The organism is Lysobacterales bacterium (genome assembly GCA_014946745.1).
Classification (GTDB): domain Bacteria; phylum Pseudomonadota; class Gammaproteobacteria; order Xanthomonadales; family Xanthomonadaceae; genus Aquimonas.
Genome location: JADCRD010000001.1, coordinates 1,964,198 through 1,979,591, shown reverse-complemented (window position 1 = coordinate 1,979,591; position 15,394 = coordinate 1,964,198). Strand labels below are relative to the sequence as shown.

Here is a 15,394-nt window from a genome sequence, read left to right as displayed (position 1 = left end):
AACGATGCCCGTTAACGAAATTCCCGGCGGCGGAAAAAAGCGCCCTCTACTCGATGTAGAGATTGGTCGCCTCACGCTAGATCCTAATAATCCTAGACTGCCGGATGAGGCGGTGGGGCAGTCGGAACAAAAACTGATTGAAGTTCTCTATGAGAGCTTCGACGTTGACGAACTCTTGCACTCGATGGGCCAGAACGGTTATTTCGATGAAGAGCCGTTAGTCGCGTTCCCATCTGAGCCAGTCTCAGCTGTAGACCTCGCGGCATATTCAAACCCGCTGCATAAGGATCGCCAGCGGCTGGAAGACGCTCTTGCAGAGCCGCATCGCACGTTCGTGGTCGCAGAAGGGAACCGTCGGCTCACCGCCGCCAAGATCCTAACTGATGCTTCTTTGCGTCAGCGGTTGAGGCTGACGAACCTTAGCATCGATGGCGCTGTTGCTAGTGATCTGGCAGTTCTTCCAGTAATTATTTATCCGACGCGTTCGGAAGTTGTCCCCTATCTCGGTGTTCGGCACATCACCGGTACCCGGAAATGGGATTCGTATGCCAAGGCTCGGTACATCTGGAATCTGCTTAATTCTGGAGGGACAGTCCAAGAGGTTGAGCGGGAGTTGGGCGATAGAAACAGGGCTATTCGCCAGAGTGCCGTCGCTTTCTCTGCTCTCAATCAGGCTGCAGTGGAGTTGGATTACGACATTAGCCTCGCAAAGGACAATTTCTCATTCTTGCTTCTGGGTCTGAACCAGAGGCCGGTACGCCAGTATCTCGGCCTGCCCGCGGCGTCTAAGGTGGAGAATGTTCTAAGTCCGATTGCAGATGACAAACTCGAGCGGCTCGGGGAACTCCTAAGGTGGATGTTTGGGGAATCCAATAGATCGATACCAATAATTCGAGAGTCTCGCGACATTACGAACTATCTCGCGCCAGTCTTGGCAAGCGAAGAGGCCACCTCAGCATTGAGAAGTGGTCGACCCCTGCAGGATGCCTACGAGTACACAAACGGCGAAGAGCAATTGGTTCTTCGTGCATTGGCTAGAGCTAATCGCAGTGTGGAAAACGCACTTGCGGTCGCTCATCGGCACGCAACTGATGATGTAAAGGCTCAAGTCAAGAAGTTGGCAAGCTCAGTCGCGAATCTTGCAAGAACCTTGGAGCCGTCTCGTGATTGAGTTGCCAAGCCTCGATTCCATTTATGATGTGGCAGATTGGGTTGAGTTGGTTCTCGCGAGCGGAGAGGAAGATGTTGTCTCAAAGAGTCTGATATCCAACACGATTGAAGCGCTCCAGGGGAATGAGCCGCCAGAGGCGTTTATCAGTTCAGTAATGTTGGAACTTCGTCGGCGTGAGAGTCTGTATTCGACTCCATACTACGAAGTCTCATCAAGCTTGGTTCGGAGGCTTGAGGGGGATTCTCCATTGGAGTACAAGGCATTGCTGCTTTTCGCTCTCTTCGGTACTCGCAGTGCTTCCATTAACGCCAAGCTTTTTGAGCGGTTCACGACTTTCGCTGTACAGGGAGTCTTCGGTGCGCAAAGTTATTGCTTCGGGTGGCCCGTTCTGCCCGATACGCCGGTTGCAATTGCCGATCGGTTAAGAGTCCTCTGTGAGAAGCTAAACGAAAGATTTGTTGAATCACCTGCGGCGAAGTATAAGGATAGGGGTGTCGATGTGGTTTTCTGGTTGCCCCATGACGGTCGATCGAGTCAGGTCGTTGGTCTGTTGCAATGCGCTATAGGGGAAAACTGGCGTGGCAAGACAAGCGGTATTCCGCTGACCTCCTGGAAGCAATACATTCATTGGGCTGCAGCTCCCATTACCGCGTTTGCTGTTCCTGGCGTTTTTCCCCCGGATGAAGAATGGCATGAAACAAGTGCGGAAGCTGGTGTGCTTCTGGATCGGCCAAGGCTACTTCGTGGTACCGAGCGAAGCCGGCTTCCGTCCGATTTTGCGGAAGAAATCGCGACATGGATCGAAACAACACTACAAGAGGTGGCCGCATGATCACAGTAGGAGGGCCTGTAGTTCGCCAGGCGGTGCTTTGAAGTGAACCTGGTTAGTCTGTTTTCCGGCGCTGGCGGTATCGATTATGGGTTCGAGTGTGCGGGCTTCTCTACCCGATTTGCACTTGACTTCGACCCAATATGTCAGCGAGTCTTGAGAAAGAATCGTGATTGGACGGTTCCGAGCGAGGGTGACGTCTCTCTTTGGACGGGGCAGAAGATTAAGAAGTTTTCCGGTCTGCGAACTGGTCAGGTTGATATGGTTGTTGCCGGGCCGCCTTGTCAACCGTTTTCAAAAGCCGGTTACTGGGTTACTGGCGATGCTGCGAGGCTCAAAGACGCCCGCGCAGGTACAATTGATGGCTTGTTCAACGTAGTAGAAGACCTCTTGCCGCAAGTCGTGCTGATTGAGAATGTGCCTGGGCTCGCGTTCAAAGGAAAGGATGAAGGCCTGCAGAGAATTCTCACAAGATTCAACGCAATTAATCGTTCTTGCCGGTCCAATTACGTACCCGTGGTTGGGCTTTTGGATGCCGCGGACTACGGGGTCCCCCAGAGTCGTAAACGTGTGTTCATCGTTGCTCATCGTGCGGGGCATAAGTTTGAGTTTCCGCTCGCGACTCATGGTTCCGTGGAAAGACCTCACGTTAGCGCATGGGCGGCATTCACCGATTTGCCGTATCAAGGTTCAGATGACTTGTCCGTTGGGGGCAGATGGGCCGATTTGCTCCCAACAATCCCCGAGGGGCAGAACTATTTGTGGCATACGTCGCGTGGCGGTGGGCTTCCGATATTTGGCTGGCGCACGCGCTACTGGAGTTTCTTGCTCAAACTTGCGAAAGCACGAGCATCTTGGACTCTATCTGCCAGTCCCGGGTCTGCTTGCGGTCCATTCCATTGGGAGAACCGGCGGCTTTCCGTTGATGAGATGAAGCGACTGCAGTCCTTCCCCGACGACATTCAATTTGACTGCAGCTATCGAGAGGCTACCCGTCTGTTGGGAAACGCAGTTCCTTCGTTGTTGGCAGAGGTTCTTGCCGCTTCAATTGGGAATCAGTTTTTCGGGCAGCGCACTGGAGCGTTTAGGCTCCTGAGGGAGCCCAACGTCGTTGTTCCCCCACCTGAGCCCGTCCTGCCTACTCCGGCCCGCTTCGTCCCGACTACTGGGTGTGTACCGTCGCCACATGCAGGCGAGGGTGCCGGGCCCCGCGCTCTTCTTCGAGAGTTTGGAAGGTAGAGGCGAAGTAGGGAGCATGTCTAATATGAGGGTCCGGCGACCAACAAGTGTAAGAAAGGGGTCACCATTGCGCCGCCCGTGTCAACAGGGCTGACAAAACTCCTCCCGCTTCCCGGGCTTCTCTCTATTCCTGCTGACCCGCTCTTGGCTTGACCGTCCCCGCCTGTGTTCACGTGTGGCTGCGGCTCTTGGCCGCACCAGTCACCATTTTGGATCTAGGCTCCTTCGGGAGCCCCAGGCATCGCTGCCCCAAACACTCATCGGTTCTGCCCTGGCGTCCATGTGGCCGGTTTTGGCTGCACAGGTAACGTGGTTCGCGCGGTGCGCGTCCAACCCTTCGTTGGCTCGCCGGGCAGGCGGCCCCTGCCTTTGAATCGGGTCCGACGACGCCTGGATCATTCAGATCTGGTGGTTGCAAACCAACCCCATGTTCCGACCTCAGGCGCCGCCGGTGTGCTTAGCCGAACGCCCGCTTCACATCGAAGTGGCCTCCGTCTTTGATCAGGTGGTAGCCGGCGCGTGCCAGCTTGTGGGCCACGGATTTGATCGCCACCGGGCGCGGCTTCTTGCTCGCCTTGCGATCGAACCAGCGGCGGATCTCGGGGCTGAAGCGGATCGCGAAGTTCGCGGCTTCGATCCACGCCCAGCTCAGGTAGCGGTTGCCGCACTTGGCGTTGCCGCTGCCCTTCTTCTTGCCGTTGGAGAGCCGCGTGCTCTCGACCATGCGGCAGTACGAGGCGTAGTCGCCGACGCTTTCGAAGCGTGAGATCTCGCCCGTCTCCAGGAGGATGGTGCTACCGAGCACAACACCGATACCCGGCACGCTGCGCAGCGCTTGCAGTTCGGGCGTGCAACGGATCGACTCCAGCACCCAGCGTTCCATCTGGTCGACCTGGCTGTGCAAACACTGCAACAGCTTGAGTTCTGACAGCACCGCCAGGCGCTCATGAACGTCCATGAACGTGCTCTCGATCGCCTCGCCGGTCAGCTGCCGCAGGTCGTTGGTGCGGATGCCGTGGCCCATACGCCGCGACCACGCACTCTGCAGCGAATTGGTCAGCGTCACGCTCTGGCGAACCAGCAGAAAGCGTCGTCGCAGCAGATCGCGCACGCCGCGTCGCTCACGCGGGTAGATGTAGCCCTCGGGCAGCAGGTTCAGGCGCAGCAGATGGGCAAGATGCCGCGCATCCGTGTGGTCATTGCCATGCTTCAGGCCTGCGTACTGCGGAATCGCGGCCGTGTTCACCAGACGAACATCAACGCCGGCATCCATCAGGCCATCGACCAGCCAGTACCAGTTGTAGGTCGACTCCACCGCCAGCGCCTTCAGCGCATTGAGGAAGGGCCCAAGCGCCTGCAGCACGTGCTCCAAGCTGTTCGGCAAACGTCGCTCGAACACCACTTCGTCCTGCTCGTCGATGACGGACAGCACCCCGTTGTTGGAATGAAGATCAATCGCTGCGTACAGTGTCATCGCCGCCTCCTACTGCTGCTGGACATGAGCCAGCTAGGTTCCGCACCTTGGACTGTCCTGTCAGCAGTCGGGGGCGGCGCGATGAGTCTTCAGGTTCTCTTACCTGGTGGCGTTCTTGATCTGGCCGGCCGATGCGCCGGCCGCGCGCCGGCGAAGCGCTGGGTCTTGGCTTCGACCATCGCTTGAAAGTCGTCGCGGCCGTAGGCGCGTTGTTGCTGCAGGTAGAGCCGGATCGCGGCCAGGTCTTCGTCGCTGATCGTCTCAGCGAGCATGGCGCGGTAGTGATCTGCACCGAGCGCGTGCTGGACGGGGTGCGGGGTCAGCAGCGGATGCGCGCGCAGGCCGCAAAGGCCCGCGCAACTCGACCACGGGTAGGCAGCAGGATCGTCCGTCATGCGGGCGCGGACCGGGTTCTGGTCGATGTGGCGGCTGCAGCGCAGAAGGTAGTCTTCGCTATCGACCCGACATGCCTTGTGCCAACCCTCCCAGAGCGTGCCGGTGCGTGCGTGCCGCGTGTTGAACTGTCCGACGTAGCGTCGGCCAAGCTGTTGCATCAGGCGACCTTTCGCACCCACTTCGGGTGGCGTCGCCAACAGGTGGACGTGGTTGTCCATCCGTACATAGGCGTGCAGCGTGCAGCCTGTGGCGAGCAGCGCCTCCAGCAGCAGTTGGCGACAGCAGGCGCGATCCGTGTCGTCGAGGAAGCAGGGAAGACGAGTATTGCCCCGCTGCACGATGTGCTGCGGAATGCCTGGCAGGTCGAGTCGAGGTTGGAGGGCCGTGTGCACAGCATCACTCCAGCGGTGGCGTCGCTGCCTGGGCAGAACGCTGGCGATGGCGTAGGAGTTCGGCGCGCGGGGCTGTCGGGAGTGGACCTGACCTGGTTTCCGCTATCGTTCCTGCGGCCCCTCTCCGACCAAGCACCGCCGCCATGCCGTACGTCCTTCATCTCTTCTTTTCCGATGATCCGGTGGGTTCCGTGGCCGAGGCCGAGGCGCTCGTCGACCGAGCGGCCTCGGAGAAACCGCGGGGGCATCTGATCGGCCGCTACCAGTCGTTCCAAGGGGGCATGGTGTTGAACTGCCCGGACCTGAGCGAAGACGATCCTCATGCCGACCGCCCCGACAACGCTTGGCCCTTCGGCCTCTCAGAGCGCTTCGAGAGCGCGGTCTACAGCTTTTCGCCCAACGTGCAGATGCTGGAGATTGGACTGCTCGGCCTGATTGCCGAGTCGGTGGCGCTGCATGGGCTGCACATGCTCGACCCGCAGACGGGGCGCCTATACCGGCCGGATCGCTTGGTGGTCGATCGCCTCGGCACGCAGAGCGCGCCGCCACCGATGGCTGTTCCTGCGATCGCGCGCTCGGCGCTGATCACCTGGGATCAGACCGCCGCTGTCGTGAGACCGCTGCAGCAAGCGCTGCAGAGACGCCTCGCTCCCTTTGGATTTCGCCCTCGAGAGCCTAACGAGGAAGGCATCGGCCAGCGCGGCGTGATGCGCCATGTTGATCGGGTCATCCAGAACCTTCAGGTCACCGCCACCCACCGCAACGAGGGCGTGGCCACCGATGGCCGCTGGGCACTGTACGTACCGGAGATCACCGCGCAATGGGTGCCGCCCTTGGCGGCCGAGTTCGCGCGCTATTCCAAGGCGCTCCAGACGCCCATGGGTGGGCGTGTGGATGCCTTCTGGCTCTACAGCGAGGACTTGATTGGTGAGGGCGGCAAGGCTTTCGGCCATTCAGCCTTTCCGATCTGGCGTACGCGCGAGCCTCTGGCGCGCTGGTTTTCCGCTTACGGCGATCATGTGATAGACCGCGAGCTGCCGGTGCTTGATCGACTCGGCACGCCGCGCGCGCTCGCTGAGAGACTGCTTGGCGATCGCTTGCGCTGGCGCCTTGAAACCGGTCGCGACCCGTCGATGGTCGAGGCCTTTGGACTGCTCGTCCTTGCGCGCTGGTTCGATCGCGCGAACTATCCGGACTGGCTGCAAGCCTTGCGCTCGATCAACAGTCTCCGGGTTCGCGGACAGGGCTGGGACGACCCCGCCGCCCTGCTCGACAGACTCGCAGTGCACCTCGAATCGACCAGCTTTGATCCGACGAAAATCGCCGGACAATCCGACGGCTGAGCCTGGCAGGAAAGTGCAAGCTCGATGCCGGGTCGAGCTTGGCAAGAACGGGGCCAAGAACGCAAGCTCAGGTTCGCTGGCCCGTTGGCGTTGATTGGTTTGGCCGGCCGATGCGCCGGCCGCACGCTGGCGAAGCGCTGGGTCTTGGCTTCGACCATTGCTGGAAAGTCATCGCGGCCGTAGGCGCGCTCTTGTCGCAGGTAGAGCCGGATTGCTGCCAGGTGCTTCGTCGCTGATCGTCTCAGCCAGCATGGCGCGGTAGTGAGCCGAATCGAGCGAGTGCTGAACGGGGTGCGGGCTCAGCAGCGGATGCGCGCGTAGGCCGCATCAGGCGACCTGTGGCACCCACTTCGGGTGGCGTCGCCAACAGGTAGACGTGGTTGTCCATCAGTACATTGGCGTGCAGCGTGCAGCGTGCAGCGTGCAGCGTGCAGCCCGTGGCGAGCAGCGCCTCCGGCAGCAGTTGGCGACAGCGGGTGCGATCCGTGTCGTCCAGGACGCAGGGAAGACGATTATTGCCCCGCTGCACGATGTGCTGCGGAATGCCTGGCAGGTTGAGTCGAGGTTGGCGGGCCGTGCGCACAGCATCACTGCAGCGGTGGCGTCGCTGCATGGGCAGAACGCTGGCGATGGCGTAGTAGTGCGGCGCGCGGGGCTTTCGGGAGTGAACCTGACCCCGTTTCCGACCCCGGTTCCGGTCAATGCGCACCTTCCCGAATGATCGTCCTTTGGCGGATGCTACGGGCGGCCATCCCGTGCGGAAACCAAAGGTGTGCGACGTCTCCTCATGAACTACTGCCTCGCGACTTCCCTGCTGACGTCCGTCCTGATCCTGTGCAGTGCCGGCTGCGCCTCGGCAGGGGGCGCTGATGTGCCGCCTCCGCAGGCCGCCGACGCAGCGCAGGGCACTTTGCCGATCACCAAGTTCAAGGCCTACACCCAGCGCTTTGCCGGCGAGGCGCAGCTCACACAGAGCCATGCGACGGGCCACGTGGGCGATCTGTTCTTCACCCACTGGAAGGACGGCGGCGAAGCCTCGCTGACGCTGGACGCGCAGGGCCGCTTCAAGATCGACTGGGTCGGTGGCGACTACAACTACGTCGGCGGTGCAGGCTGGGAGCATGGCGAGCGTGATCGTGTCATTGGCTACCGCCTGGACGAGGACGCAGGCGCCAGCTACGTGACCCTGTATGGCTGGGGCTACGACAAAGACATGGATCCGGCTGACCCCGCCCACCTGGTCGAGTACTACGTCATCCAGCGCTGGGTCCGCACGCCAGCCCAGGGCGGCGAGCAGGGCGTTTCCTTCGTGAGCAACGGCGTGGAGTACACCACCTGGCGCACCGTGCGTAGGCAGAAGCCCTCCATCAACAGCACCGAGACCTTCTACCAGTACTGGAGCACGCCCCAAGCGCAGATGCCGCTGGGTGTCGATCACACGATCGTTTTTGCTGACCACGTGAAAGCCTGGGAAGCCAACGGCTGGAAGCTCCCCGATCTGGACAACTTCGACGCCAGCGACGACCCCACCTACCAGGTTCTCGCGGTCGAGGTGTTTCTGGCGGAGAAGAACGGTACGGTTTTGGGGCGGGTGTGGGAGGCAAGCCGGTAAGCAAGAAAGGGGTCAGGTTCACTTACCGCGTCGCGCTCCTTGATCAGGCCGACCGATGTGCCGGATGGAAGGCTCGGGCGAGCGCAGGCTCAGGGTTAGATTTGGAGCATGTTTGAGACGTTCGTCGCTTTCGAGGCCGAGGTGGGTGTCCGTTTTCGACGCGCCGAAAGCGCCGGATGCCGTGGGCATCGCCCGCGTGGAACGCACACACCAAAGCCGCTAGTCTTCGGTGGGTCCGCCCACCGTCACAGGCCGCTGCGCGTGCGTTCGCGCGAATCCCCGCAGGCCGCCGGTCCGTGCGCAGGGTAGGGCGCCTTCGCCGTCGACCGCTCGGTTCCCCATGTCTCGACTCGCCGAGCAAATCCAGCAGGTGCTGCCGGTGTTCTCCGAACTGGAGACGCCGCCTGCCTTGATCGACGGCCTCGCGCTGGCGGTGCACAAGGTCATCCGCGCAACGCGTGACGTCGACTTTCTCGTCGCGGCGGTGGATGCGGATCGCGTGCACGGGCTGCTGCTGACGCTCGGCTACCGCTGCGTGCACCGCAGCGCGGACGCGGCGAACTACGTGCGAGGTGATGAGGGGTTTGACCTGCTGTACGCGCACCGTCCGGTCGCCGCCGACCTGCTGCGACGTGCGCACCCACGTGAGACGCCGCTGGGGCGCATGCGCGTGGTCAGTGCGGAAGGCCTGATCGGCTTCAAGCTGTAGGCGCTGCACAACGACCCCAGCCGCCACCGCGACCTCGATGACATCCGGCAGCTGCTGCGCGCCAACCGCGGGCAGCTGGACCTGACCGAGGTGCGGCGCTACTTCCAGCTGTTCGAACGCGAGGCGCTTCTGGATGAACTGCTTGCCGACTTCGACTGAACCCGCGGGCCTTGCGCACTTCTCGGGTGCGGATGTGTTGCCGCAGAGCACGGCGGCTGCACCGCAAGACCCCGTCGCCGCCTGGCTGGATCTGATGGAGGTGGTGGAAGCGCTGTGTCCGGAGTGGCCGCAACGCTCAGTGCGCGCGTGGCTTGAGTTCAGGCTGTAGCTTTAAGGCACGGGTGCGAGTCGGCTCTTCCGACCTCGCGCAGACTGAGCTTGGTCAGCTCTGCAAGCCGACGGTGACTCTGCTCCCTGTCGGGTTCGTCAGGCAATCCGCGCAAGGAAGGTCACCGCCTCAAGATCGCAGCGTGAGCGGATGCTTCCGGGCAGATCAAACAGCCGCGGGCGGTCGCGGAAGTCGAACAGGCGGTACAGATGGTAGTGGGCCGCGTCGGCCTCCGAACGCGTGACCTCGTTGCGGCTCACGTAGAACGGGGTGAGCTCGCCGAAGGCCGTGGTCTTGACCTCGATCAGCCGTTCGCGTCCACCTTCCTCGAAGGAGAGCACGTCGTAGCCCAGGCCATCGCCGCGCGTCGCGGCCACGTGCTCGACGCGATCGGCAAGCCGAGGCTGGCCCGCCGCATGCAGGCGACGGGCTTCGAGTTCGGCGACAAACAGCTCGCCGGCGCGCCCCAGGGACCGGTTGCGCGATTCCTGCGCGATGTAGTCGCGCCGCGCCGCAAGGAAGCGCGGCGCATAGGCAGGTGGCACTTCGGCGATGCGCTGTGCGCGCGGCGGTGGAACCCAGACGGATTCGGGCGACTCCAGCATGGCCGCCGCGGCAGGACGCAGCACCGCCGCCTGCGCTGCTTCCTGAAGCGCGGGGGCACTCTGCAGTTGCGCCTCCACGACGTCGACCAGAAGGGCCTAGAAGTTGCCGCGCGGCTTGTATCCCGGGATATACGGGTAGTCCAGTGCCAGCATCACCGCGCTGATATTGCAGTGCTTGAACTCGACCGAAGCGCGGCTGCGCCCGTCAAGCTGCGCGAGCAGTCGCCGCGCGTGGTCGGCCTTGCTGTAGCGCTGCCCATTGAGCTCCAACGTGAGCATGCGGAGATAGTCGGCGACGCAGGCTTCGACTTCTTCCCGCAACCAGTCTTGACCTTCGGGCACGCCCGGGCTCCCTTCGTGAACGCTGCCAGGGTAGCCGATGCTCTGGCGCGGCGGAGCCTGCTGGTCACTCCTCCGCATGGGCCTCAACCCAACGACGCTGAAGTGCGCGCGCGTTCAACACCGATCAGCGCCGCTAGCTCGACTGCCACCGCGAGCATGCGTTTCTTGAGCCGCGACCGAACAGGCAGCAGCGCGAACAGCACGAGAACGATGTGCTTCGCTTTGCGGGTGGCGGTTGAAGCGCCTCATTCTCGGCCTGCATCCTACGGGCGAACATCCAACCCGATGCTTCAGGACTGAGCTTGATGATGCTGACCTCTCTCGATGCCGTGCGTGCCCGCCGAGTCATTCTGATCTTCGTCAGTCTGAGCGCGTTCTTTGGCGTGTGGGTTTTCGGTGATCTGCTGAAGGCGTGGGCGGCAGATCAACTGCGTACTCACCTGATCGAGCCTCCGAGCCCAAGGCTTGCGCGCGCGGCAGACACCGTCGCCATCGTGCAGGCCGTGTTGGAGCACGAGCGATTCGAGCCTGCGCCGCTCTCTCCAGAGGACGACATTGCTCAAGGCGGCATGCGGCGTCGCTGGCCTGTGCTGCTGTCTGATCGCACGGTGGAGATGTGCGCAGGCACCATCTGGGAGGCGGACGCAGCGGGGTGCCCCACGATGCTCTCGGACGAAGCGCTGACTTTGCCGGGCGCCGACTTCCGGATTCCGCGCGCCCTGCGCCTGGCGCTGTCACAGGCCAACCGTCAGCCAAGCACGCTGCCCGAGGTCACGGGCCCGTACGTGCGCTTCACGCCTCAAGCGGCGATCGATGCCGTGTTCGGGGAGGGGCGCGGGTGGTGGCCGGAGTTCTATCGCGCCTTCCCAGGCACGGCCGGCTATGTGCGGACGTCGCTTCCCGTCCTCTCCGAGGATGGCACCTGGGCGGTCGTCCTCGTAGAGCACACTTGCGGCGGAACCTGCGGTCGAGGGTTGATCTACCTGCTCATGCGCACGCCGGAAGGCGCCTGGCAGGTGGTGGTGCGGGATGCGCTTTGGATCGCGTAATCGCGCGGCCAGATCAGCGCGGAGACGGACGGTCCCAAGAACCGAGGGGCAGATCAGGCTGAGTGGCACGGCCACGCGGTACGACGGAGGAAGTAGGTTGCCCCCGACCCGGTATCCCGCGTTGGCGTCGACCGACTCGAACACCTCATCGCCAGCCACTGCAAATCCTGTCGCGACGCCAGCAACGAAGAGCGCCTCGACGGCGAGAACGGCCTGCAGCTCAGACCGGATGCCGACCACCCGTTCGACCGCGACGTCATCAACTTCGACGACCGCGGCAGCTTGCTCGTCTCACCCGTCTCCCACGTACTCTCGCGGGTCCGCATCGGCATCGAGCCAACGGTGCTGAAGTGCGCAGGCACCTTCAGCAGCGGTCAGCGCCGCTAGTTCGACTTCCACCGCGAGATCGTGTTTCTTGAGGCGCGGGTGACAAGGCAGAGCGCGCATGGCAACGAAGATGAGGCCAAGTACCGCTCCGCCACACGGCCTCGCCGAAGACGATGTCGGTCGGCTGTACAGCGCTAGAGCCAGAGCTAGCATCAGCTCCCGCCCTCAGCGCGATCGGCACCAGCCGTAGCGGCGACACCTCCTGCATCCACATCCGCCGCCGCTAACTTGCGAGCTCCCGCCGCGGGATGCCCCCCCCACGGACATCAGTACGCCGCCTGGGTCAATCCGCTGCACATCTGCGGACGCACATTCGCTCGCCACGGTCATGCCTCCGGACGGTCCATCAGCAGGTCCTCCGTTGGGGAAACCGGCGAAGGTCGGGAGATTCAGGTCAGGAGGGAAGGTGAGATGGGCGGAAGCTTGCCTTCCAGGTTCGGCACATGAAGCGAGTCACGCGTTCGTCATGCGATTCCATGCTGCGCGAGCGCATTGCCCTCGTCGCGCCGGCAATGACGCGACGAGGGCAAGGATGCGGCGCTCAGCCGATCAGTACTGGTGGTCCAAAGACGCGCTTGCCGCTGGCATCCAGAGCAAAGTGGCGCAGTGCCGGTGCGGCGCCGAGCCCGCCCCCACCGGCAAAGTGGTTCAGCGAGGCGAGCAGGGCGACAGCCACGTCAGCCAGGCGCTCGCTGAAAAGTCCGTAGATGCCGTCGTTTATGTCGATGACTGGTGACAAGGCACGATTGGCGCGATAAAGCACTTCATCCAGCGCATCGCGGGCGGCGCGTGCGCGTTCGTCGCTGACCACCTCGCTGCTCAACTCTGCGGCGATTCGCGTGATCTCGCTGAGCGCGGCCAGCGCGTCGGGGATGGCGTTGATGGCTTGGTGGAGAGTCAGCAGCTCCCTCGCCAAATGCTTGGGCGCGTTGCCGCTGATGCTGCCACCGACTTCGATGAGGAACTCCTTCGCCAAGGGCACAGCGTCGCCGTTGCGGCGGATGGCCACCACTTTGCGATACGCCCGCTCTGGATCGAGCTTGATCAAGCGCGCGATATCGGCGCGGGGGCGCATGAAGCGGATGCAGTTCTCCCACGCTTCGCGTTGTAGCGACTCACGTGTTTTGCCCGCCGCGCCGCGCAAGGCCTTGGCCAAGCGCGGGAGGCTCACGCCAAGTTGGACGTTGCTCACCGCCCCTTCGCCAAGCTGCATCCGAGCCCGCTCGGCAACGGCTGGCGGCAGTACGCCAGCTTCAACGAAACCTGCGAAGAACTGTGTCAGTTCCTTTGGCTTGAGGCGATTGTCTGTCAGCTCAAAGCTGAGACTGATCATGCCCAGCCCGGGAGCCTGCAGCGTCGTCACCGAATCGAAGTCGGCCGAGAAGCGGGCTGCACGCGATTCCTTGGCGGTCCATGACTCGTCGCTACCACTGGCCCCCAGGGCGAGCAAGCTGATCCGTCCAGCGAGATCGACTTCAATGCGCACGGCGCTGGAGAGCAGGCGCTCATCACCAAACGGCACGCCGAATGCGTCGAGGGTCAGCGAAGCGCTGCTCGCCCGCGCCGCCAGGGCTACGAAACTGCCAGACTCCAAGGAAAATGCGCCACGCGAGGCGTGCGCCGCTTTCTGCAGCTCGTCGATATCGATCTCGACACGCCCCAGCATGATGTCGCTGAACCAGCGCTTTGTAGTGTCCGAGATGCGACTGAAGCGAAGGCTCAGCGCTCGCTCTTCGCCCCGGCTCATTTCTACCGTGCCGTTGAATGCAAGTCCCAGCTTCAGCCTGACCGCCTGCTTGGCGCCGTCCAGCAGCGCCTTCCGCAGGCTTTCGTAGCGCGCGAGCAGACGTTTGATCGCCGCCGCAAGCGGCGCGGCCGAGGTGTCAAGGTTCTTCGCAAGCTGGTCGATCCGTTCACCGATTTTCGCCAGTGGCTTGAGCGCAATTAGCAAGGCAGCTTCGGCCTTGGCTTTGAGCGCGTCGACTACGCCATCGATCGAAGTCTGCAGCTCGGCCTGCAACGCGTCGATGCATGCGGCAACCACGCCGATCTGCTCCTGCAAAGCGGCTTCGACCAGGGCGTAGTGTTCGCCAAAGGCTTCCCTTGCTTCTTCCAGCAGCTGATCAAGGATCGCCGCCGAGGAGCTTCCGATGAAGGCGATCCGGGTGTTGAGCGCCTCTTCCCAATGATTGAAAAGGCGCTCGACCTCATTCGCTGCAACGTCCTGTGCGCTGACGTCGCCGGTCAGCAGCGGCACCAGCGGCTGCAGGGCTTGGCTGAAGCGAAGGCGCAGTTCGTCGTCTATCTTGGCCTTGAGCAAGGTGCCAGGCTGCGACCACTGCTCGATCAGTCCTTCGAAGTCCTTCGTCGGCTCGGGCAGCAGCTTGTTGATCCAGCCAGTCGCCAACGCATCGACACCGCTGATTCCGATATCCAGGCCCAGATCAAGGCCGCGAGAACGCTCGAACTGTTGCATTGCGTCGAGATCGAGGATCACATCGCCGCCCTGTTTTCGCAGACGCAACAGGTAGAGCCCCTTGCGCCGCAAGCCGACGCGCAGCCCAACCCCGAGACTGGCAGCTGCGCTGATCTCTTGCGGACCGCTGGCACCTCTCGCAGTCCAGGCTTTGCTAAAGCCGCGCTTGATCCCGATACCCGCACTGAAGCCGAGACTTCGCTCGGCAAGCACGTCGATCGCCTTCAGCGCATCAAGATGGGCATTGGCCTCGCTGGGTTCATCCAGCACGCGCATCACGTCCTCCAAGTCCCAGGGACGCGCGCCTTGCCCGACGTCTAGCGCTGCATACACCAGCGAGTTCAGCACGGTATCGTCGGCGTGACGCTGGAAATGCCAGCTGAGGCCCAGTCGAGCTTCGGCGCTCAGACCGAGGCTGGCCCCCGCTCCGCGGCTGAGCGCGCTGGGCGCGATGCTGCCCTTGAGGGACAGGTTGCCGCCGAGCTGGCAACTGTGCAGCACGTCTGATGCGGCGATCGGCAGCTTGAGATCGGCTGCCTCAGCAGGGCTGCGGGCGGTGGTGATTAGGGCGAGCTCGGCTTTGCCCTTCAAGCCGATGACCGCTTGGCCTGGGTTGATCAGTTTCCCGCCGCTCGCCTCAAGCAGCAGGGTGAACGGCTTGGTCGCAGCGCTCAGGCGGGTCAGTGCCACATGCTGTTCGCTGGCGTCTTGAACAATCAGTCCGAGCCCTTGCAATCGCTCCAGAGCGATGCGAATTTCGGGAATGCCGAGGATGTGAGCTCGCAACTCATCCGCAACCTTTCCCTTGAGAAGACCACAAGCCCGCATCAGTTGCTCGATCGCAGATTTCAGGTCAAGACCCGACTTGAGCAACGAATCGATTTGCGTGATCAGTGGTGTGTTGGTCGAGATCTCGATGGTCTGACCGCTCTGCGTGTACATGACCGGCAGGGCTTGAACGGGCATGAAATGACTCCTCGATGAAGGAAATGGCTCACAACTGTGTGTCGTTGAACAGCTAGATGGCGAGCATGCTGACGAC

The 15,394-nt window shown here is 62.4% G+C and carries 11 protein-coding genes and 1 pseudogene; 8 read left to right on the top strand and 4 right to left on the bottom strand.

The genetic code is table 11. From position 1 onward, the window contains the following. The first annotated feature begins 4 nt into the window (after window positions 1-4). Genes H4O13_07620 through H4O13_07610 form a run of 3 tightly spaced genes read left to right on the top strand, consistent with a single transcriptional unit; the run spans window position 5 to window position 3,239 of the window. Entirely contained in the window at window positions 5-1,171 is a 1,167-nt protein-coding gene (locus H4O13_07620; GenBank protein MBE5315254.1) for a hypothetical protein, read from the top strand. Then, window positions 1,164-2,003, top strand: a complete 840-nt coding sequence (locus tag H4O13_07615) for a hypothetical protein (GenBank protein MBE5315253.1) — start codon at window positions 1,164-1,166, stop codon at window positions 2,001-2,003. The genes H4O13_07620 and H4O13_07615 overlap by 8 nt, the downstream gene beginning before the upstream one ends. 42 nt (window positions 2,004-2,045) lie before the next feature. After that, window positions 2,046-3,239, top strand: coding sequence for a DNA cytosine methyltransferase (locus tag H4O13_07610; protein MBE5315252.1), 1,194 nt, complete (start codon window positions 2,046-2,048; stop codon window positions 3,237-3,239). Between the two features lie 457 nt (window positions 3,240-3,696). Here the strand turns inward: H4O13_07610 and H4O13_07605 are convergent, their stop codons facing one another. Beyond that, on the bottom strand, window positions 3,697-4,713 hold the full coding sequence (locus H4O13_07605; GenBank protein ID MBE5315251.1) for an IS110 family transposase: 1,017 nt from the start codon (window positions 4,711-4,713) through the stop codon (window positions 3,697-3,699). An 89-nt stretch (window positions 4,714-4,802) separates the two neighbouring features. Next, window positions 4,803-5,450: a transposase gene (locus tag H4O13_07600; GenBank protein ID MBE5315250.1), complete on the bottom strand. Its 648-nt coding sequence runs from the start codon at window positions 5,448-5,450 to the stop codon at window positions 4,803-4,805. A gap of 194 nt (window positions 5,451-5,644) precedes the next feature. On the opposite strand from H4O13_07600, the gene H4O13_07595 reads away from it, so the two are divergent. The 4 genes from H4O13_07595 (at window position 5,645) to H4O13_07580 (ending at window position 9,493) form a co-directional block, all read left to right on the top strand. Then, on the top strand, window positions 5,645-6,844 hold the full coding sequence (locus H4O13_07595) for a hypothetical protein (protein ID MBE5315249.1): 1,200 nt from the start codon (window positions 5,645-5,647) through the stop codon (window positions 6,842-6,844). Window positions 6,845-7,631: 787 nt separating this feature from the next. Beyond that, window positions 7,632-8,456 (top strand): glycoside hydrolase family 11 protein, encoded by an 825-nt coding sequence (locus H4O13_07590; GenBank protein ID MBE5315248.1) that lies wholly within the window; start codon window positions 7,632-7,634, stop codon window positions 8,454-8,456. Window positions 8,457-8,796: 340 nt separating this feature from the next. After that, complete coding sequence (locus H4O13_07585; GenBank protein MBE5315247.1) at window positions 8,797-9,165, top strand: nucleotidyltransferase family protein; 369 nt, start codon at window positions 8,797-8,799, stop codon at window positions 9,163-9,165. Window positions 9,166-9,298: 133 nt separating this feature from the next. After that, entirely contained in the window at window positions 9,299-9,493 is a 195-nt protein-coding gene (locus tag H4O13_07580) for a hypothetical protein (GenBank protein MBE5315246.1), read from the top strand. A 98-nt stretch (window positions 9,494-9,591) separates the two neighbouring features. Here the strand turns inward: H4O13_07580 and H4O13_07575 are convergent. Further along, window positions 9,592-10,377: pseudogene (locus H4O13_07575) on the bottom strand (DUF3883 domain-containing protein). Window positions 10,378-10,745: 368 nt separating this feature from the next. Here H4O13_07575 and H4O13_07570 point away from each other — a divergent pair. Then, entirely contained in the window at window positions 10,746-11,489 is a 744-nt protein-coding gene (locus H4O13_07570) for a hypothetical protein (protein ID MBE5315245.1), read from the top strand. A gap of 928 nt (window positions 11,490-12,417) precedes the next feature. On the opposite strand, the gene H4O13_07565 is transcribed toward H4O13_07570, so the two are convergent. Continuing rightward, window positions 12,418-15,318 carry a hypothetical protein gene (locus H4O13_07565; protein MBE5315244.1) on the bottom strand — a complete coding sequence of 967 codons (2,901 nt, stop codon included), beginning with the start codon at window positions 15,316-15,318 and terminating at the stop codon, window positions 12,418-12,420. Between the last annotated feature and the right edge of the window lie 76 nt (window positions 15,319-15,394).

What these genes read in the sequence shown, in the direction of transcription:
- H4O13_07570 (MBE5315245.1), top strand. Translation starts at nt 10,746, where the DNA reads ATGATGCTGACCTCTCTCGATGCCGTGCGTGCCCGCCGAGTCATTCTG.
- H4O13_07595 (MBE5315249.1), top strand. Translation starts at nt 5,645, where the DNA reads ATGCCGTACGTCCTTCATCTCTTCTTTTCCGATGATCCGGTGGGTTCC.
- H4O13_07585 (MBE5315247.1), top strand. Translation starts at nt 8,797, where the DNA reads ATGTCTCGACTCGCCGAGCAAATCCAGCAGGTGCTGCCGGTGTTCTCC.
- H4O13_07605 (MBE5315251.1), bottom strand. Translation starts at nt 4,713, where the DNA reads ATGACACTGTACGCAGCGATTGATCTTCATTCCAACAACGGGGTGCTG.
- H4O13_07565 (MBE5315244.1), bottom strand. Translation starts at nt 15,318, where the DNA reads ATGCCCGTTCAAGCCCTGCCGGTCATGTACACGCAGAGCGGTCAGACC.
- H4O13_07580 (MBE5315246.1), top strand. Translation starts at nt 9,299, where the DNA reads ATGAACTGCTTGCCGACTTCGACTGAACCCGCGGGCCTTGCGCACTTC.
- H4O13_07620 (MBE5315254.1), top strand. Translation starts at nt 5, where the DNA reads ATGCCCGTTAACGAAATTCCCGGCGGCGGAAAAAAGCGCCCTCTACTC.
- H4O13_07590 (MBE5315248.1), top strand. Translation starts at nt 7,632, where the DNA reads ATGAACTACTGCCTCGCGACTTCCCTGCTGACGTCCGTCCTGATCCTG.